This window comes from Mycobacterium sp. ABE4_509 (assembly GCF_056160785.1).
The window spans coordinates 1-17,659 of sequence record NZ_JBSWXU010000025.1 but is presented as its reverse complement, the minus strand read 5'-3'; the positions used below and the strand labels follow the sequence as shown (position 1 = coordinate 17,659).

The 17,659-nt window shown below is 68.8% G+C and carries 18 protein-coding genes; 9 read left to right on the top strand and 9 right to left on the bottom strand.

Annotated features, from left to right (window positions below; all coding sequences use genetic code 11):
* Positions 1–41 precede the first annotated feature (41 nt).
* Both ACXAID_RS08210 and ACXAID_RS08205 read left to right on the top strand, forming a co-directional pair.
* The gene (locus ACXAID_RS08210) at positions 42–1,319 is read left to right on the top strand and encodes a cytochrome P450 (RefSeq protein WP_475021704.1); all 1,278 of its coding nucleotides are present in this window, start codon (positions 42–44) and stop codon (positions 1,317–1,319) included.
* Positions 1,320–1,381: 62 nt separating this feature from the next.
* On the top strand, positions 1,382–2,041 hold the full coding sequence (locus ACXAID_RS08205; protein ID WP_475021703.1) for an aspartate/glutamate racemase family protein: 660 nt from the start codon (positions 1,382–1,384) through the stop codon (positions 2,039–2,041).
* Here the strand turns inward: ACXAID_RS08205 and mftG are convergent.
* The 7 genes from mftG to mftA all read right to left on the bottom strand — a co-directional run bounded on the left by mftG (position 2,034) and on the right by mftA (position 8,546).
* Positions 2,034–3,488, bottom strand: a complete 1,455-nt coding sequence (gene mftG / locus ACXAID_RS08200; protein ID WP_475021702.1) for a mycofactocin dehydrogenase MftG — start codon at positions 3,486–3,488, stop codon at positions 2,034–2,036. The genes ACXAID_RS08205 and mftG overlap by 8 nt on opposite strands.
* Positions 3,489–3,497: 9 nt before the next feature.
* Positions 3,498–4,910, bottom strand: a complete 1,413-nt coding sequence (gene mftF / locus ACXAID_RS08195; RefSeq protein ID WP_475021701.1) for a mycofactocin biosynthesis glycosyltransferase MftF — start codon at positions 4,908–4,910, stop codon at positions 3,498–3,500.
* A complete protein-coding gene (gene mftE / locus ACXAID_RS08190; RefSeq protein ID WP_475021736.1) occupies positions 4,907–5,662 on the bottom strand; it encodes a mycofactocin biosynthesis peptidyl-dipeptidase MftE in 756 nt (251 codons plus the stop codon). The genes mftF and mftE overlap by 4 nt, the downstream gene beginning before the upstream one ends.
* A 103-nt stretch (positions 5,663–5,765) precedes the next feature.
* Entirely contained in the window at positions 5,766–6,941 is a 1,176-nt protein-coding gene (mftD, locus tag ACXAID_RS08185; protein ID WP_475021700.1) for a pre-mycofactocin synthase MftD, read from the bottom strand.
* A gap of 14 nt (positions 6,942–6,955) precedes the next feature.
* Positions 6,956–8,143: a mycofactocin radical SAM maturase gene (gene mftC, locus ACXAID_RS08180; RefSeq protein WP_475021699.1), complete on the bottom strand. Its 1,188-nt coding sequence runs from the start codon at positions 8,141–8,143 to the stop codon at positions 6,956–6,958.
* Positions 8,140–8,439, bottom strand: coding sequence for a mycofactocin biosynthesis chaperone MftB (gene mftB, locus ACXAID_RS08175; RefSeq protein WP_475021735.1), 300 nt, complete (start codon positions 8,437–8,439; stop codon positions 8,140–8,142). Before mftB ends, mftC begins: the two co-directional genes overlap by 4 nt.
* A 14-nt stretch (positions 8,440–8,453) precedes the next feature.
* Positions 8,454–8,546, bottom strand: a complete 93-nt coding sequence (gene mftA, locus ACXAID_RS08170) for a mycofactocin precursor MftA (protein WP_475021698.1) — start codon at positions 8,544–8,546, stop codon at positions 8,454–8,456.
* An 83-nt stretch (positions 8,547–8,629) separates the two neighbouring features.
* Here mftA and mftR point away from each other — a divergent pair, with 83 nt between their 5' ends.
* From mftR to ACXAID_RS08155, 3 genes are all read left to right on the top strand, one after another.
* Positions 8,630–9,208 (top strand): mycofactocin system transcriptional regulator, encoded by a 579-nt coding sequence (gene mftR, locus ACXAID_RS08165; RefSeq protein ID WP_475021697.1) that lies wholly within the window; start codon positions 8,630–8,632, stop codon positions 9,206–9,208.
* Between the two features lie 78 nt (positions 9,209–9,286).
* On the top strand, positions 9,287–9,808 hold the full coding sequence (locus tag ACXAID_RS08160; RefSeq protein ID WP_475021696.1) for an RNA polymerase sigma factor: 522 nt from the start codon (positions 9,287–9,289) through the stop codon (positions 9,806–9,808).
* Complete coding sequence (locus tag ACXAID_RS08155) at positions 9,805–11,115, top strand: VOC family protein (protein ID WP_475021695.1); 1,311 nt, start codon at positions 9,805–9,807, stop codon at positions 11,113–11,115. The genes ACXAID_RS08160 and ACXAID_RS08155 overlap by 4 nt, the downstream gene beginning before the upstream one ends.
* Before the next feature lie 164 nt (positions 11,116–11,279).
* Here ACXAID_RS08155 and ACXAID_RS08150 read toward each other — a convergent pair whose 3' ends face one another.
* Positions 11,280–12,464: an NAD(P)/FAD-dependent oxidoreductase gene (locus tag ACXAID_RS08150; protein ID WP_475021694.1), complete on the bottom strand. Its 1,185-nt coding sequence runs from the start codon at positions 12,462–12,464 to the stop codon at positions 11,280–11,282.
* Positions 12,465–12,532: 68 nt separating this feature from the next.
* Positions 12,533–12,979: an Lrp/AsnC family transcriptional regulator gene (locus ACXAID_RS08145; protein ID WP_475021693.1), complete on the bottom strand. Its 447-nt coding sequence runs from the start codon at positions 12,977–12,979 to the stop codon at positions 12,533–12,535.
* 114 nt (positions 12,980–13,093) lie between these two features.
* On the opposite strand from ACXAID_RS08145, the gene ddaH reads away from it, so the two are divergent.
* Genes ddaH through ACXAID_RS08125 form a run of 4 tightly spaced genes read left to right on the top strand, consistent with a single transcriptional unit; the run spans position 13,094 to position 17,572 of the window.
* Complete coding sequence (gene ddaH, locus ACXAID_RS08140; protein ID WP_475021692.1) at positions 13,094–13,957, top strand: dimethylargininase; 864 nt, start codon at positions 13,094–13,096, stop codon at positions 13,955–13,957.
* Complete coding sequence (gene rocD / locus ACXAID_RS08135) at positions 13,930–15,189, top strand: ornithine--oxo-acid transaminase (protein WP_475021691.1); 1,260 nt, start codon at positions 13,930–13,932, stop codon at positions 15,187–15,189. The genes ddaH and rocD overlap by 28 nt, the downstream gene beginning before the upstream one ends.
* Positions 15,190–15,224: 35 nt before the next feature.
* Positions 15,225–16,694: an amino acid permease gene (locus ACXAID_RS08130; RefSeq protein WP_475021690.1), complete on the top strand. Its 1,470-nt coding sequence runs from the start codon at positions 15,225–15,227 to the stop codon at positions 16,692–16,694.
* Positions 16,691–17,572 (top strand): universal stress protein, encoded by an 882-nt coding sequence (locus ACXAID_RS08125; RefSeq protein WP_475021689.1) that lies wholly within the window; start codon positions 16,691–16,693, stop codon positions 17,570–17,572. Before ACXAID_RS08130 ends, ACXAID_RS08125 begins: the two co-directional genes overlap by 4 nt.
* Positions 17,573–17,659 lie beyond the last annotated feature (87 nt).

Here is a 17,659-nt window from a genome sequence, read left to right as displayed (position 1 = left end):
CACCCGTCAAGTTCTTCGCACCAGCCCCGACGAGGAGAGCAATGAGCAGCTCGGCAGCGGACCTGAAGATGGATTCGCAGACCAGGGAGGCCGCCAAGGTCCTGGCCGATCCGTCGGCGTACGCCGACGACGAACGGCTGCACGCCGCCCTCGCGCACCTGCGCGCCCACCAACCGGTGGCGTGGGTCGACAACCCGCCCTACCGGCCGTTCTGGGCGCTGACCAAACACGCCGACATCATGGCCGTCGAGCGCGACAACGAGCTGTTCGTCAGCGGCCCCCGGCCGCTGCTGATGCCCGCCGAGGGCGACGACGTGATGAAGCAGCAGCAGGACGCCGGTATCGGCCTGCGCACGTTGATCCACATGGACGACCCCCACCACCGCGACGTGCGCAAGATCGGCGCCGACTGGTTCCGCCCCAAGGCCATGCGTGACCTCAAGATCCGGGTCGACGAACTGGCCAAGCGCTACGTCGACCGGATGCGTGACATCGGGCCCGAATGCGATTTCGTCACCGAGATCGCGGTCAACTACCCGCTCTACGTGATCCTGTCGCTGCTCGGCCTGCCCGAGGAGGACTTCCCCCGGATGCTCACCCTGACCCAGGAGATGTTCGGCGGCGACGACACCGAACACAAGCGTGGCGAGGGCACCACCGAGGATCTGCTGGCGGTGCTGATGGACTTCTTCACCTACTTTTCCGCGCTGACCGCCTCGCGTCGGGAGAACCCCACCGGCGACCTGGCCTCGGCCATCGCCAACGGCACCATCGACGGCGAGCCGCTGTCGGACATGGACACCGTCTCCTACTACGTCATCGTGGCCAGCGCCGGACACGACACCACCAAGGACGCGATCTCGGGTGGGCTGCACGCGTTGATCGCCAACCCGGATCAGCTCGACCGGCTACGCGGGGACATGGGCCTGATGGGCGCCGCTGTCGAGGAGATGATCCGGTGGGCCACTCCGGTCAAGGAGTTCATGCGGACCGCCACCGCCGACACCGAGATCCGCGGCGTCCCGATCGCCGAGGGGCAGTCGGTCTACCTCGCCTACGTGTCGGCCAACCGGGACGAGGAGATCTTCACCGACCCGTTCCGGTTCGACGTCGGACGCGACCCCAACAAGCACCTCGCATTCGGCTACGGTGTGCACTTCTGCCTGGGCGCCGCGCTGGCCCGGATGGAGATGAACAGCTTCTTCACCGAGCTCATCCCCCGATTGGAGTCGATCGAGTTCGCCGGGCGCCCGGAGCTGTCGGCCACCACCTTCGTCGGCGGGCTCAAACACCTGCCGATCCGGTACTCGATTCGCTGAACGCCCCCGCCGCCGGCGCCGTGCACAGCGATGTCGGCGGCAGGCACGTAAGCTCGCCAGGCGTGCGCCTTCTGCTCGTCAACCCGAACACGACATCATCGATGACCGCGGCGATCGCGGCCAGCGCGTCGTCCGTCGCACGCCCGGGCACTGTCGTCGAGGCACTCAACCCTGCGTCCGGCCCACCCAGCATCGAAAGCGATGAGGACGAACAACGCAGCGTGCCAGGCCTTCTCGAGGTGCTCGCCGAGGTTGCGCGGCGGCCCGGCGGGCAGCGGCCCGACGCCTGTGTGATCGCATGCTTCGGCGATCCCGGACTCGAGCAGGCCCGCACGATGCTGGACGCGCCGGTGCTGGGAATCGCCCAGGCCGCGATGCATGCCGCGGCGCTGGCCGCCGGCACCTTTTCGGTCGTCACATCGATGTCGCCGACGATCTCGCGGGCCTGGCAGCTGGCCAAGACCTACACCCCGAACCAGTGCGCCGGCGTGTACGCCTGCGACATCCCGGTGCTGCAGATCGGCTCCGACCCGACCAGCATCGAACCGATCGGCGAGCTGTGCCGTCGCGCCCTCGAAGCCGACACCAGCCGTGCGATAGTGCTGGGCTGCGCGGCAATGGCACCCTTCGCCGCGCCGCTGACCCGCCGGCTCGGCGTGCCGGTGATCGACGGGGTGGTCGCGGCGACGGCCCTCGCCGAGGCGCTCACCGCGATCAGCTGACGAATTCGGCCGCCCGATGGGCGGCCATCACGATGGTGGCGTGGGGGCCGCGGCTGGGGATCACGGGCAGGATCGAGCCGTCGATCACCCACAGCCCGTCGACGCCGAACACCCTGCACCGGCTGTCCACCACGGCGACGCCGTCACCGTCGGAGCCCATCCGCGCGGTTCCGCACAGGTGTTGCGAAGTCGCCCAGAATGCCTCGTCAGCAGCTGTGGCAGAAGCGATTTCACGAGCCAACCGAGTGCCGTCGCGCAGCAGTTCGACGTCCTCGGCGGAGCTGTCGTAGCGGTGCTCGATGACGGGGGCGGCCTCCGGATCGGAGGAGGCGACGGTGAGCCGACCCCGTGATCGCGGACGCATCAGCGTCACACCGAGGTGCGGCCGGTCGGTCGGATCGTCGTGCCTGCCGGTCATCATCGCGCCGAACCCTGCCGTGTACGGCCTGATCTCCAGCCCCTCGGGCGTGCTCAACACCGCTTCCAGCGGCGGCACTCCGTGGGTCGGCACCCAGGCGACGGGCAGCACCCACTCCGGATGGTCGACGGTGTCCACCCCGACCGGAAGGTCTTGCGCCACAACCAGTTCCGCGCCGCGCAGCACCGCTTCGGGTCCGATACCCGACAGCAACAGCAACTGGGCCGAGCCGATCGCACCGGCCGACAGCACGATCCGGTCCGCCGTCAGCGTCGTCGCGCCGCCCGGCCCGACACAGTCGACCCCGACCGCACGGCCACCGCGCAGCCGGATCCGGTGTACCCGGGTGTCGGTGAGCAGCTCCAGATTGGCTCGCCGCAGCGCGGGCTGCAGGAACGCGCCGCCCGGGCCGACCCGGGTGCCGCGCTCGATGTTCAGCGGGACCGCCCCGACACCCCCGGACAGCGGGTGCTCGCGCGTCGAACCGTTCAGATCGTCGATCCAACCGAAGCCGGCGGCGCCGCAGCCCGCGACGAACAAGGCGGTGCAGCCGTTGAACTCGCTGACCCGCTGCACCCTGATCGGTCCGTGCGAGCCGTGCGGTTCGGTGTCGAAGTCCAGGTCGGTCTCGATCGCCTTGAAGTGGGGCAGCACGTCGGCCCACCGCCAGCCATCGAGGTCCCAGCCGTCCATGTCCGCGGGCAGCGCCCGGCAGAAGTATCCGCCGTTGACCGCGCCGGAACCACCGACGACAGCGCCGCGCATGATCTGGGCGGACCGTTCGGGGTGCTCGGTCAGCGTGGTCGCATAGCGCCGCACCACCGAGCTGGCCACCCCGATCGGCAGCCGCAGACCGTCGGTGAGCTGAGTGCCCACCCGGGGATCGTCGGGTCCCGGGCCAGCCTCGACCACGGTGACCCGGCATCGCTCGTCCGCGGAAAGCCGCTCGGCCAGCACCGATCCTGCACTACCCGCGCCGACGACGAGGACGTCGCCGGCGCTGCGCTGCGCTGCGGCACTATCGGGCAAGGTGCCGCTTCAGGTGCGGATCTCGGGTTTGAGCGCGCCGACGTTGCGCTCCCGGACGACGCCGCTCCACAGCCCGAGGCCGTAGGCGATGTCGTCGAGTCGCTTGAGCAGGATGTAGGTCACCAGCCCCACCCGTTTGGTGTCCTCGTCGGCGTTGCCGTTGCGGGTCACCCAGTCGAACACCCCGTCGAGCACGGCCGCGACCACCACGACGCGCCGGCACCGTCGCGACAGCACGGCGCTGACCAGCGCAACCGGCCAGTAGTGCCGGCAGATCGCCGAGGACAGCTGCAGGGCCGCAGACCACAGTCCCTGCGCGGCCACGGCGGCCACCTCCATGGGCTCGGTGGGCACGCACGACAGCGACTTGGCGATGCGCTGGCCGGTGATCGCGGCCACGGCCATCGAGGCCAGGTAGCCGATACCCGAGCCGATGGCCACCAGCATCCAGACCACCAGCGTCCACCCCGAGATCACCAGCGGAGCGGTCTTACCCGGGTGCCGTATTGCCAGTGGAGCCGCAGAGGCGCCGTAGAACGACTTGCGTACGAACCACTTTCGCAGGTCGGTGCGATGGTCGTGGGCGACGGTGGCGATGGGTTCATAGCGCAGCCGGGCGCCCGCCTCGTTGAGCCGCCAGCACAGGTCGACGTCCTCGCCGGAAACCAGCGACTCGTCGAATCCGCCGACGTCGGTCAGCGCGGAGCGCCGGCAGATGATCGCCGCGCTCGGCACGTACGAGACCGTCCCGAAGGGCACCACCGGCGCCTCCCGCAGCCCGAGGTCCAGCGAGGACCGCACCGCCTCGTAGCGGGCCACGACGCTGTCCGACGGGTTCAGGGCGACGATCCGCGGCGCCACCAGCGCGACGGCGGGGTCGCAGAAGTGTCCGAGCAGCGCCTCCAGCCAGCCTCGCCGCGGCAACACGTCGGAGTCGAGGAACGCCACGAAGTCGGTGTCACACACCGCCAGGCCGGTGTTGCGTGCCGCGGCGGGCCCCTTGCTGCGGGCATGGCGCAGCACCCGCACGTCGCCGTGCACCGCCGCGAAGTCCGATGCGTTGACCGGCACCGCAGAGCCGTCGTCGACGACGACGACGCGCACCCCGCGTACCGCCGAGATCAGTCGTGTCACTCCAGACATGTTGTCGCGCACAGGGATCACGACGGTGACATCACGATGAGACGGGCCGCTGAGCGGACGCGGATGGGCGACGGTGGCATCCAGCAGGGTCCGGGCCAGTTGAGCGCTGACCGCGTCGTGGACCTCCAGCCTGCCGCCGTTGAGCATGGTCTGAGCGGCCGGCGCCAACCGCAGCAGCCGGGTCGGTGAACCTCCGAGCAGCGCGGCGCCCTCGCCCAGGACGCGTACGCGTCGGTCCACCTGGACGGCGAACCCGTCGGGTAGCCGTGGCCCGCTCATCTCAACATCCCCTCCCCGTCAGGTGTCCATCGACCGATGCCGTCGGCGCACCTGTCCACCATCTCAGCAAAGATTCTGCCCCCCTCTTCCGGCGTCGCGGCCATGGGGTCTCCGAGCACCCCCAGCGAACTGACGGCGGCCACTCCGCCGCGTCGCATCGCAGGCATCAGCTCCGACAGCGGGGCGCGGTTTCCCGGCACCATTTCATCCTGCCTGACGGCCTCTGGCGAAATATGTAGCAATACAGAAGTTTCGGTATGGCCAGCGTGGGCGTCCGAATCCCGGGCCGTGCAGGAACACCAGCCGGCGTCGCGGCCCTCGTACCGCAGCAGCGCGACCGCCTCACGCAGCGCAGGGACGTTGCCCCCGTGCCCGTTGACGAACAGTACCCGCGACGCCCACCGACACGCGGAACGGGCGAATTCCACAACGAGTTTCGCCAGTGCAGGTGTGCCAATCGAGACGGTGCCGGGGAAACCCTCGTGCTCACCGCTGGCTCCGTAGGCGATGGCGGGTGCGACCAACCATGTCGTGCCACCGTCGGCGGCCAGGCGCCCCACGAGCGCGTCGGCCACGGCCACCGCGATGCGGGTGTCGGTGTCCAGCGGCAGGTGAGGTCCGTGCTGCTCGGTGGAACCTACCGGGACGATCAGCGCGGGCATCAGCGGAGATGATGTGTTCTGCAGCTGCCTCGTCGTTGAGATCCCGAGCTCGCGGGGGATAGCCACGCGACGATGGTAGGCCGAATTCACCTGCCGTGCGCCAGATGTTGGTGCATGCGTGGGGATTGATTTCCCGGCACCGGCCGAGGCGGCCGGAGTCCAATTCACGCCAGCCCCCTGCGCCACGCCCGTATCAGACTCCCAGGGTGCGGGTGAAGCCGTCCGGGATCAGGACATCCGCACGGGACAGTTCATGGATCGAGGACTTGCCCAGACCCAACAGCGCCGAGTCGACGCCACCGCGCAGGATGTCGAGGACGTTCTCCACACCGGCCTGCCCGTTGGCCGCCAGGCCCCACAGATAGGCCCTGCCGATCATCACCGCGCGGGCCCCCAGAGCAACGGCCTTGACGACATCACTGCCGCGCCGAACACCACCGTCCAGCAAAACCTCGACCTGGTCGCCGACCGCATCCGCGATGGCCGGCAGACAGCGAATCGCCGCCGGCGTGCCGTCCAGGTTGTTGCCGCCGTGATTGGACACCGTGATGGCCGAAACACCGGCATCCACAGCACGTTTGGCGTCGTCCACCCGCACGGTTCCTTTGAGCAGGAACGGTCCACCCCACTGCTCGCGCAGCCACGCCACGTCTTCCCAGGTCGGGGGCGGTGTGCCCATCCACTGACCATATGCCTCGAAGAAGGTGGGGCCCGCCTCGCCGCGCGCGCCCTGGTTGGGTACCCGCAGGTCCGGCGGGCGCAGATGCTTGCCGAAACTCCACAGCCAGCCGGGCTTGGTGATCACCTCCGGAGCCATCGTGATCATGGTCTTGAGATCCATCCGCTCGGGGATCTTGGGGCTGCCCCAGTCCCGCCCGTGCGAGAAGCTCCAGTCGGTGGTCAGGATCAGCCCCTTGGCGCCGGCAGCCCTGGCCCGCTCCATCCGTGCGAGGATCTCGTCGCGGGTGCCCAGCCAGTAGATCTGGAAGAAGATCCGGTCGTTGACCGCGACCACCTCCTCCATCGGCTTACTGGCGAACGACGACAGGCCCATGGCGGTGCCCCGCGCGGCGGCCGCCCGCGCGACGGCGACCTCGCCCTCGGGGTGCACTGCCTGCACACCGGTCGGCGAGATAATGACGGGCAGTGAAATATCCTGCCCCATAACAGTTGTCGCCATATCGCGCTTCTCGGTGCCACCGATGACGTGTGGGGCGAAGCCGAGCTCGCCGAACGACTCGACGTTGTCGGCGACCGTCACCCCTTTCTCCGAGGCCGAGATCAGCGACGAGTAGGCAGACTTCGGAAGCCTCTTCTTCGCTCGCTGCTGGGCTATGGCGACGGTTTCGAACCAGGTGTCACGTGCCATGGAACAACTCCGTCCTAGACCGGGCTTTCATTGCAGAATTTCTTGGGCGGAGCGCTCAGCAGCGTGAGCGGAACCGGCCCGGAGGCCTTGCGCCCACCGGAGCGCGAATGATCCACGCTGGGCTTCGGCTTGTCGCGCTCGCGGGCCAGGGCCGGCTCGCCGTAACCCTGGACGCACTCCGGGTCGGGGCCGTCCATCGGAAGCCCGGTGAAGAACTTGGCGGCCATGCACCCACCGCGACAACTGTCGTAGTGACCACAACTGCCGCACGCGCCGGCGGACTGCGGCTCACGCAGCTCCCGGAACAGCGAGGAGTTCTGCCAGATGTTCTGGAATCCGTTGTCGGAAAGAATGTTTCCGGCAAGGAAGTTGTCATGGATGGCGAACGGGCAGGCGTAGACGTCACCGACGGGGTCGATGAGACAGACCACCCGGCCGGCGCCGCACAGGTTCAGCCCGGCCAGCGCGCCGGGTTCGCCCAGCCCGGACAGGTGGAAGAACGAGTCGCCGGTGAGCACCCCCTCGCCGTGGGCGACCAGCCAGTCGTAGAGCTGCACCTGCTGGGCCTGGGTGGGGTGCAGTTCGTCCCATACGTCGGCGCCGCGGCCCGACGGGCGCAGCCGGGTGATGCGCAGCGTGGCGCCGTACCGGTCGGCCAGCGCCTTGAAGTCGTCGAGCTGGTCGACGTTGTGGCGCGTCACCACCACCGAGATCTTGGCATCGCGGAAACCGGCCTCGCGCAGGTTCTCCAGCGCGCGCACCGCCATCGCGAACGATCCGGGACCGCGCACCTCGTCGTTCACCTCGGCCGTGGCGCCGTCCAGCGAGATCTGCACGTCGACGTAGTCGCTCGCGGCCAGCTTGGCGGCCACCTCGGGGGTGATACGCACCCCGTTGGTGGAGAACTTCACGCCCACGTGGTGGGCGGTCGCGTAGTCGACCAGCTCCCAGAAGTCCGACCGCACGGTGGGCTCACCGCCGCCGATGTTGACGTAGAACACCTGCATGCGTTCGAGCTCGTCGATGATGTCCTTGCACTGCCTGGTGGTCAGCTCACGGGGATCACGCTTCCCCGAGGACGACAGGCAGTGCACGCACGACAGGTTGCAGGCGTAGGTCAGTTCCCACGTCAGGCAGATCGGGGCGTCCAGCCCTTTCTCGAACTGGTCGACCAGACGTGGTACGGGTACAGCGACAGTCATTGATCCTCTTCTGCGACAAGCATGTTGGACTGGGCGAGTACACCCAGCGCATGGAGGTAGGGCGCCTGCGCATCGTCGTCCACTCCGGCGGCGCGACAGGCGGAGCGAACGTCGGGGTGGTCAGCCAGAGCGTTGACCACCTCGACGATCGTCCGGTTCTTCAGGAACGAGAGCTTGCGGGTCCCGAAGTGGTAGAGCAGCGCACCGAACGGCTCGGGCCGGACGGCCACCTGCGGGTGCAACCGCCAGCGCCGGTCCGGGTCGAACGAACCTGTCTGGGATCCGGTGTTCACCATCGGCGCGCTCACGCTCAGTAGACCCCGCACATCCCGTCGATCGACACTTCCTCGACCAGGCTCTCGGCGACCAGTTCATCGGTTTCGCCGTGCTGATTCTGCTCCATCGATCCGGCCTTTCTTCTCGACATTTGTGATGCAGGTCGCAATAATATGGCATCGGGTGCCGAAACGGAAGGGTGGATGTCCGATGCCCGCTGCAAAGGCGCGCGTGGGCCGCCGGAGGTCGACGAGCTGGGAACACATCAGCGACGTCGCGATCGATCTGTTCATGACCCAGGGGTTCGACGAGGTCAGCGTCGACGACGTGGCCGCGGCGGCCGGCATCGCCCGCCGGACCCTGTTCCGCTACTACCCGTCGAAGAGCGCCCTGCCCTGGGGCGACTTCGACGCGCATCTGGAGCACATGCGCGAACTGCTCGCCGAGCTGGACCCCAGCGTGCCGATCCGCGAGGCACTGCGTACCGCGTTGTTGGCGTTCAACGAGTTCGACGACACCGAACGGCACCGCGAGCGGATGCGGCTCATTCTGGAAACCGAGACGTTGCAGGCCTACTCGATGACGATGTACGCGGGCTGGCGGGCCGTGGTGGCGGCCTTCGTGGCCGCCCGGCTCGACCGCGGGGCCGCTGATCTGGTTCCGCAGACGGTGGCCTGGACGATGCTCGGTGTCGCGCTGGCCGCCTACGAGAACTGGCTGGCCGACGAATCGGTCGCGCTGGCGGCCGCGCTCGGCGATGCGTTCGACACCCTCGCCGACGGACTCTGAGCCGCCGCCACGCACGCTCACCGAAAAAATCTGCGATCGGGGCGTCGGAGTTGCCGGCCCCGGCGCGACGATAGGGGTGTGAGCGTCGAACCGGATGACCACGGTCCGCGCGCACTGCTCGCGCTCTACGACGAAGCCCTACCGGTCATCTACGGGTACTTCGTCAGGCGCTGCGGTGACCGCGGAACGGCCGAAGACCTGACGTCGGACACCTTCCTGGCGGCGATGGATGCTGCCCGCAAGCAGGCGGGGCCGTCGATCACGGTTCCGTGGCTGGTCGGGGTCGCACGCCACAAACTCGCCGACCACTACCGCCGGCGCCACGACCGGCACTCGGTACCGGTGGCCGATCCGCCCGAGCAGACCGAACCCGCCGACATCTGGCAAGCCCATGTCGACCGCATCGTGGCCGAGCAGGTGCTGGCAGGCCTGTCCGAACAGCACCGCACCGTGCTGGCGCTGCGCTACATGGACGACTGCTCGGTGCCGGAGTGTGCGGAACTGATCGGCCGCACCGTCCGGGCGACCGAGGCCCTACTGGTGCGCGCGCGCCGCGCGTTCCGGGCGCAGTACCCCCAGCCGGAAGGAGGCACGCCGTGAACGACCACGAGGACGCACCGGATCCGCTGAACGTGCTGCGCGGCGGCGACCTCCCGGTCGCGCCGGAACCGGATTTCGCAGCCCGGCTCCGGTCCCGCCTCGAGGCGGCGGCCACAGTCTTCGAGCAGCAACCGGATCGAACCGAAGGAGTCATCATGAGCGGCACCGACACTGCCATCGCCGAACTCAACACATCGTCCCCGCGGCCCGCCGCCACATCCACTCCGCGGCCCGCCGCGGTCCCCTACCTCGCCGTCGCCGGCGCCCGCGCCGCAATCACCTGGTACATCGAGAATTTCGGCGCCGCCCTGGTCGGCGATCCGGTCGAGATGGACGACGGCCGGATCGGGCACGCCGAGTTGTCCCTGTCCGGCGGAGTGTTCTACCTGGCCGACGAGTACCCGGAGATCGGCGTGAAAGCCCCTTCTCCGCAACAGTCTTCGGTGAGCCTGATGCTGTCCGTACCCGACACCGACACCACGGTGCAGCGTGCCCGCGACCACGGCGCCCGGGTGCACACCGAGATCCGGGAGGCGCACGGCAGCCGCAACGCCACCATCGTGGACCCGTTCGGCCACCGCTGGATGCTCACCGGACCGGTCACCGGCGCACCGACACCGATCCAGCACGGCGACGTGGGCTACGTGTCGGTGTGGGTGCCCGACGCAGACCGGGCGGCCGCGTTCTACGGCCACGTGCTGGGCTGGATCTATGACCCGGCGACCCACCAGGTCACCAACACCGACCAGCACATCGGCGTCTTCTCCGTCCCCGGCCCGCCCACTCTGTTCTGCTGCTACGCGGTGACCGACCTCGACGGGGCGCGGGAGAGCATCATGGCCGGCGGCGGCAACGTCGCCGAAGCTCACGAGTTCGACTTCGGGACGGTCCTGGACGCCACCGATCCGCAGGGCGGCGCATTCGCCGTGTTCCGGCCCGCAGCCGGGCTTGTACGTCCGGCGCGCAACGGCACCGGCCCGGGCGAGCTGTCCTACATCACCCACCAGGTGCCGGATTCGTCCGCGTTCAAGGCCTTCTACAGTCGCGTGCTGTTCTGGGGCTTCGAGCCCGGGCGCGTCGACGACGGCTGGCAGATCACCCAGAGCCATCCGATGGCCGGGGTTGCCGGCGGCAGCGACACAGCGACCACGGTGCCGATGTGGACCGTGGACGACATCGACGCCGCCGTCGACCGGGTCCGGGAGGCGGGCGGGTCGGTCATCGACGGGCCCTCCCGGCAGCCGTACGGAACCTCAGCACTGTGCGCCGACGATCAGGGCAGCCGGTTCTATCTGGGCGAGATCTGACATTTTCCGATGCTGCGGGCGAGATCGACGTCGTGGCTGCGGTTCGGCGCCCCAACGGGTCGACCCACAACCATGAGGTCGATTTCGCTGCCAGGGGCCGCAGAGCACCACCAACGTGGCGGTACGGCTCCCGAACGCCGCGGGCCGGGCCCGGCTGGCGGACCTCAGCCCAGGACGTCGGCGATCGGAGCGCCCGAGGCGATCTTGCCGCGGGTCTTCATCACCTTGCCCGGCATACCGCCGCCGACCACGCCCACCACGACGCCGTCGCGCTCGTAGTAGGCCAGGAACTTGCGGCCGTCGTCCGCCACGATGTGCACCGTGTCGGTGGCCTCCGGCTCGCCCAGGCATTGGATCTTGACGTCGTACTGGTCGCTCCAGAAGTAGGGCACGGTGGCCACCGAAGACGCGTCCTGGCCGAGCATGGCCGGCACCATCGCCCGTGCCTGATCGGCGACGTTGCTCCAATGTTCCACGCGCACTTGACCGGCGACGACGTCCAGCCAGGATGCCACATCGCCGATCGCCCAGACGTGGGGTGCGGTCGTGCGGCCCACCTCGTCGCAGACGACGCCGTTCTCGACGGTGATGCCGCTGTCGCGCAGCCAGTCGGTGGCCGGGTGGGACCCGATTCCGACCACCACCAGATCGGCGGCGAGCTCGGTGCCGTCGCTCAGCGTGACCGTCTCGACCCGCTCCGTACCGCCGACCCGCTCGACACCCACACCGCAGCGCACGTCGACACCCTCGGCCCGGTGCAGCCGGGTGATCAACGCACCGATCTGCTCGCCGAGCACCGACGCCAGCGGGGCGGGCTGGGGTTCGACCAGCACCACGTCCACACCCAGCGCGCGCAGGCTGGCCGCCACCTCGCAGCCGATGAACCCGGCCCCCACCACCACCGCGCGCGACGCGCTGCCCGCCTCGGTGCGCAGTGCGCGGCTCTCGTCGAGGGAGCGCAGCACGTGGATGCCGGCCAGATCCGGGAACGAGGGAACACGTTTGGGCACCAGCCCCGTCGCGATCACCAGCTCGTCGTAGCCCAGCTCGGCGCCGTCGGCCAAGGTCAGTTTCTTGGCGACGGTGTCCACCGACTTCGCCCCGTTGCCGAGCAACACGGTGATGTCGTTGTCGGCGTAGAACTCGGCCGGCTTGAGCGTCACATCGTCGGTTTCGGCGCGCAGCACTTCCTTCGACAGTGGCGGCCGGTCGTACGGCAGATGGTTCTCGTCGCTGACGATCGTGATGGCGCCGGCGAACTCCGAACGGCGCAACTGCTCGGCGGTGCGTGCGGCCGCCAGCCCTCCACCGACGATCACGATTCCGCCCTGCTGCTGCGATGTGGTCACGTGCTGGTTTTACACGATGGCGCCGAACTGATGTGCGTCACCCCACAGGTTGCGCCGCGGAGTGCGGGTCAGCCGCGCACCCGCTCGATCAGGTTGGACAGCACCACGATGCTCTCGCTGCGCTCGATGCTGGCGGCCGAGCGAATCCGCTCCAGCGCATCTTCGAGGTGCCGCATGTCGCGGGCCAGCACGTGCAGCATCGCATCGGAGGTCCCGGTGACCGTCGCCGCGCTGACCACCTCGGGGATGTCGCGCCACGCCGCACGCAGCTCGTGCGGAGCGATGGTGCCCTGGCAGTACACCTGTACATACGCCTCGGTGGTCCAACCGAGCGCGTTGCGGTCGACGACCGTGGTGAACCCCCGGATGACGCCGGCGTCGAGCATCCGGTCGACGCGCCGCTTCACCGCGGGTGCCGACAGGTTCACCCGCGCACCGATCTCGGCGAACGTGGCGCGCGCATGCTCGGCCAGCTCGGCCAGGATGCGTTCGTCGGTCTCGTCCAGGCGCTCCATCGTTCCTCCTGTGCAACAAAACGCGCAAAAGAGCGCATTGCTGCAATAAATCATGCCTCATCACGCAATATTCGTCGATTGATTGCACAGCAACCAGGAAATATCGTTGAATCCATGACGTTGACCGACGCCTCGACCTCGGCTGCGGCCGAGACCTCGCTCCCCGACGCCCGCCCCAGGTCCGCCCGCCCCCGCCGCTATGTCATGAGCGCTCCGAGGTACTTCGCCGTCGAGTACGTCATCAATCCGTGGATGGACACCACCACCCCGGTCGACGCCGAGCTCGCGCTGCACCAATGGGAGGCGCTGCGCCAGGCCTACCTCGCACTCGGCCACACCGTTGATCTGGTGGAGCCGGTGGCGGGCCTGCCCGACATGGTCTACGCCGCCAACGGCGGACTGATCGTCAACGACCGGGCGGTGGTCGCCCGCTTCGCACACGCCGAGCGCTCCGCCGAGTCGATCGCCCACGCCGACTGGATGACCGCCAACAGCTATCTGCCGGCCGAGACCCGGCACGTCAACGAGGGCCAGGGCGACCTGCTGGTCGTCGGCGCGGTGGTGCTGGCCGGCTACGGGTTCCGCACCGACCGCCGCGCCCACGACGAGATCGCCGCCCACATCGGGCTGCCCGTCGTCGGCCTCGAACTCGTCGACCCGCGCTTCTACCATCTCGACACCGCGCTGGCGGTACTCGACGACACCACGGTGGCCTACTATCCGCCGGCGTTCGCCGCACACTCCCGTCAGTTGCTGAACCAGCTGTTCCCCGACGCGATCGAAGTGGCCAGCGCCGATGCCTACGTGCTGGGCCTCAACGCGGTGTCCGACGGCCACAACGTCGTGCTGCCCGCGGCGGCGACGGGCTTCGCCGACCAGCTGCGGGCCGCCGGGTTCCGCCCGATCGGCGTCGACCTATCCGAACTGCTCAAAGGCGGCGGATCCGTCAAATGCTGCACGCTGGAGGTGCATCCGTGACGATCCTGAACGTCATGACCAGCCGCACCGACCAGGCGATCGAGCTCGACAACCGCTACGTCGCGCACAACTACTCGCCGTTGCCGGTGGTGGCCGCCGGCGCGCAGGGCGCCTGGATCACCGACGTCGAGGGCCGCCGCTATCTCGACTGCCTGGCCGCCTACTCGGCGGTCAACTTCGGCCACCGCAACCCGGAGGTGATCGCGACCGCCCACGCGCAGCTCGAGGCGGTCACCCTGGTCAGCCGCGCGTTTCACTCCGATCGGCTGGCCCCGTTCTGCGCGGCGCTGGCCGGGCTGTGCGGCAAGGACATGGTGCTGCCGATGAACAGCGGCGCCGAAGCGGTCGAGAGCGCCATCAAGGTCGCCCGCAAGTGGGGTGTCGACGTCAAGGGTATTCCCGCCGACCGGGGCAATATCGTCGTAGCGCACAACAACTTCCACGGCCGAACCACGACCATCATCAGCTTCTCCGACGACGCGACCGCGCGCCGCGGGTTCGGCCCCTACACACCGGGATTCCGCGCCGTCCCATTCGGCGACGCCGCCGCGCTGGCCGGCGCGATCGACGAACACACCGTCGCGGTCCTGCTCGAGCCGATCCAGGGCGAGGCGGGCATCATCGTGCCGCCCGACGACTACCTGCCACAGGTACGCGCGCTGTGCACCCAGCGCAACATCCTGATGATCGCCGACGAGATCCAGTCCGGGCTCGCACGCACCGGGCGCACCTTCGCCTGCGACCACTGGGATGTCGTTCCCGACGTCTACCTGCTCGGCAAGGCACTCGGCGGCGGGGTGATCCCGCTGTCCGCGGTGGTCGCCGACCGGGACGTCCTCGGCGTCCTCAACCCCGGGGAACACGGCTCGACGTTCGGCGGCAACCCGCTGGCCGCCGCCGTCGGATCGACCGTGGTGGACATCCTCAACCGCGGCGAGTTCCAGTACCGCTCAACCGAACTCGGAGCACATCTACACCGGCGGCTGCACTCGCTGATCGGCGGAGGCGTCCTCGCCGTACGGGGCAGGGGATTGTGGGCCGGCGTCGACATCGACCCCGTTCACGGCACCGGGAAACAGATCAGCCTGCGGCTGGCCGAACGTGGCGTGCTGGTCAAGGACACCCACGGATCGACGCTGCGCTTCGCGCCGCCGTTGGTGATCACCGCCGACGAAATCGACTGGGCCGTTGATTGCTTAGCGCACGTTCTGGCCGAATCGGGGTCACACTAGACCGACACCCTCGAGCCGGACGACCAGGAGGCACGATGCCCGCCCCAGCGCTAGGCCTGACCGAGCAGATGCTGCGGCGCCGGCCGGTGATCGGTGCGCCGACAGCACACGGGGCATCGGAGAGTCTCCACCGCAGCATCGGGACCTTCCAGCTGATGATGTTCGGGGTCGGCGCCACCGTGGGCACCGGTATCTTCATCGTGTTGCAGGAAGCGGTGCCCGAAGCCGGCCCCGCGGTGCTGGTGTCCTTCGTGCTCGCGGGGATCGCCGCCGGACTGTCGGCCGTCTGCTACGCCGAGATGGCTTCCTCGGTACCGGTTTCGGGCTCCACCTACTCCTACGCCTACACCACCATGGGCGAGATGGTCGCCATGGGGGTGGCCGCCTGCCTGCTGCTGGAGTACGGGGTGTCCATGTCGGCCACCTCGATCGGGTGGAGCGGTTACCTCAACGAGCTGCTCAACAACGTGTTCGGGGTCCGGATACCGCATGCGCTGACCGCCGCCCCGTTCGGTGAGAACCCCGGGATCGTGAACCTGCCGGCCATGCTGTTGATCGCGATGTGCGCGGTGCTGCTGATCCGCGGAGCGAGCGAGTCGGCGCGGGTCAACGCGATCATGGTGGTCATCAAGCTCGGGGTGCTGGCGCTGTTCGTGGCGATCGCGTTCACCGCGTTCACCACCGACCACTTCGCCGGCTTCTGGGACAAGGGTTTCGCCGGGATCACCGCCGGTGCCGCCACGATCTTCTTCACGTTCATCGGCCTGGACGCGGTGTCCACCGCCGGCGACGAGGTGAAGGACCCCCAGAAGACCATGCCGCGGGCCATCATCGGCGCACTGATCGCCGTCACCAGCATCTACATCCTGGTCGCCTTCGCCGGCCTGGGCACCCAGTCCGCCGACGAGTTCGCCTCACCCGAGCAGGCCGAAGCCGGTCTGTCGGTGATGCTGCGCAACATCCTCAACGGCCAGACCTGGGCCAGCAACATCCTGGCCGCCGGTGCGGTGATCTCGATCTTCTCGGTGACCCTGGTGGTGATGTACGGGCAGACCCGCATCCTGTTCGCGATGGGCCGCGACGGGCTGCTGCCGTCACGGTTCGCAAAAGTCAATCCTCGCACCATGACCCCGGTGAACAACACGGTGGTGGTGGCCGTCATCACGGGCACCTTGTCGGGCTTCGTCCCGCTGGACTACCTGTGGGACCTGGTGTCGATCGGCACCCTGGTCGCGTTCATCACCGTGTCGATCGGGGTGATCATCCTGCGGGTGCGCGAACCAGACCTGCCCCGCTCCTTCAAGGTTCCCGGCTATCCGGTCACCCCGATCCTGTCGGTGGCGGCCTGCGTGTTCATCCTGATCGGCCTGCCTCCCCTGACCTGGCTGTGGTTCACCCTGTGGGTGGGCGCGGTGCTGCTGTTCTACTTCTTCTGGAGTCGGCACCACAGTGCCCTCAACGACGCCGGCGGGTCCGCCGGCTCCGAACTCGAGGAGGTGAAGTGACCGTCCTGGTCGGGTACCTGGCGGGCAAGTGCGGTCATGCGCCGCTGAACCTGGCCGTCGAGGCGGCGAAGTCGCTGGGCACCTCGCTGACCGTCGCCGCCGTGGTGCCGCAGCCCTGGATGACTCCGTCGCCGGCCCGGGTGGACGCCGAGTTCGCCGCCTATGCCGATCAATTGGGCTCGGAGTCGGGCCAGGAGGCACGTCGGTACCTCGAAGCCCAGGCCCCCGAGATCCCGGTCGACTGCCTGCAGGTGGCCAGCCGAACTGCCGGTGACGGACTCATGGACGCCGTCGCCCGGACCGGTGCCGAGGTTCTCGTCGTGGGGTCGTCCTCCGACGGGGCGTTCGGCCAGGTGGTGCTGGGTTCGACGACGGACTGGCTGCTGCACGCGTCCCCGATCCCGGTGGCGGTGAGCCCGCGCGGCTACCGCGGTTCACGCGCCGGGGTCGTGCGGCGGATCACCTGCGCCTACTCCGGGACGCCGGAGTCGGTGCGGGTGGTCGAACGGGTCGCGGCGCTGACCGACCGGCTCGGGGTCCCGCTGCGGGTGGTCAGCTACGCGATCCGGGGCCGGACCATGTTCCCGCCCGAAGTGGGGCTGCACGCCGAGGACACGGTGCTCGACGCGTGGGCCGAGCAGCTTCGCGAGATGATGGCGAAGCTCCGAACCGACGGAATCGTCGGCGAAGCGGCCGAGTTGCAGGTGATCGCGGGCAACGGCTGGGACCGCGCACTCGATTCCACCGAGTGGGACGACGGGGATCTGCTGGCGCTGGGCACGACGTCACGACGCAGCATCAAGGGAGTGTTCCTCGGAGCGCACGGCGCCAAGATCATCCGGCACAGCCCGGTGCCGGTGCTGGTGTTGCCGAGCTAGTGGTCCGTCTGCGTTTTGATCTGGTGGAGGGTGGCGCGGCCGCGTTGGACTTTGGTGATGATGTCTTGGGCGGGGGCCTTCCAGATG

Bases quoted from the DNA above. Each gene is read 5' to 3' on its own strand.
- ACXAID_RS08210 (WP_475021704.1), top strand. From the start codon at position 42: ATGAGCAGCTCGGCAGCGGACCTGAAGATGGATTCGCAGACCAGGGAG.
- mftF (WP_475021701.1), bottom strand. From the start codon at position 4,910: ATGAGCGGGCCACGGCTACCCGACGGGTTCGCCGTCCAGGTGGACCGA.
- mftD (WP_475021700.1), bottom strand. From the start codon at position 6,941: ATGGCACGTGACACCTGGTTCGAAACCGTCGCCATAGCCCAGCAGCGA.
- mftC (WP_475021699.1), bottom strand. From the start codon at position 8,143: ATGACTGTCGCTGTACCCGTACCACGTCTGGTCGACCAGTTCGAGAAA.
- mftB (WP_475021735.1), bottom strand. From the start codon at position 8,439: ATGGTGAACACCGGATCCCAGACAGGTTCGTTCGACCCGGACCGGCGC.
- mftA (WP_475021698.1), bottom strand. From the start codon at position 8,546: ATGGAGCAGAATCAGCACGGCGAAACCGATGAACTGGTCGCCGAGAGC.
- mftR (WP_475021697.1), top strand. From the start codon at position 8,630: ATGCCCGCTGCAAAGGCGCGCGTGGGCCGCCGGAGGTCGACGAGCTGG.
- ACXAID_RS08145 (WP_475021693.1), bottom strand. From the start codon at position 12,979: ATGGAGCGCCTGGACGAGACCGACGAACGCATCCTGGCCGAGCTGGCC.
- ddaH (WP_475021692.1), top strand. From the start codon at position 13,094: ATGACGTTGACCGACGCCTCGACCTCGGCTGCGGCCGAGACCTCGCTC.
- rocD (WP_475021691.1), top strand. From the start codon at position 13,930: ATGCTGCACGCTGGAGGTGCATCCGTGACGATCCTGAACGTCATGACC.
- ACXAID_RS08130 (WP_475021690.1), top strand. From the start codon at position 15,225: ATGCCCGCCCCAGCGCTAGGCCTGACCGAGCAGATGCTGCGGCGCCGG.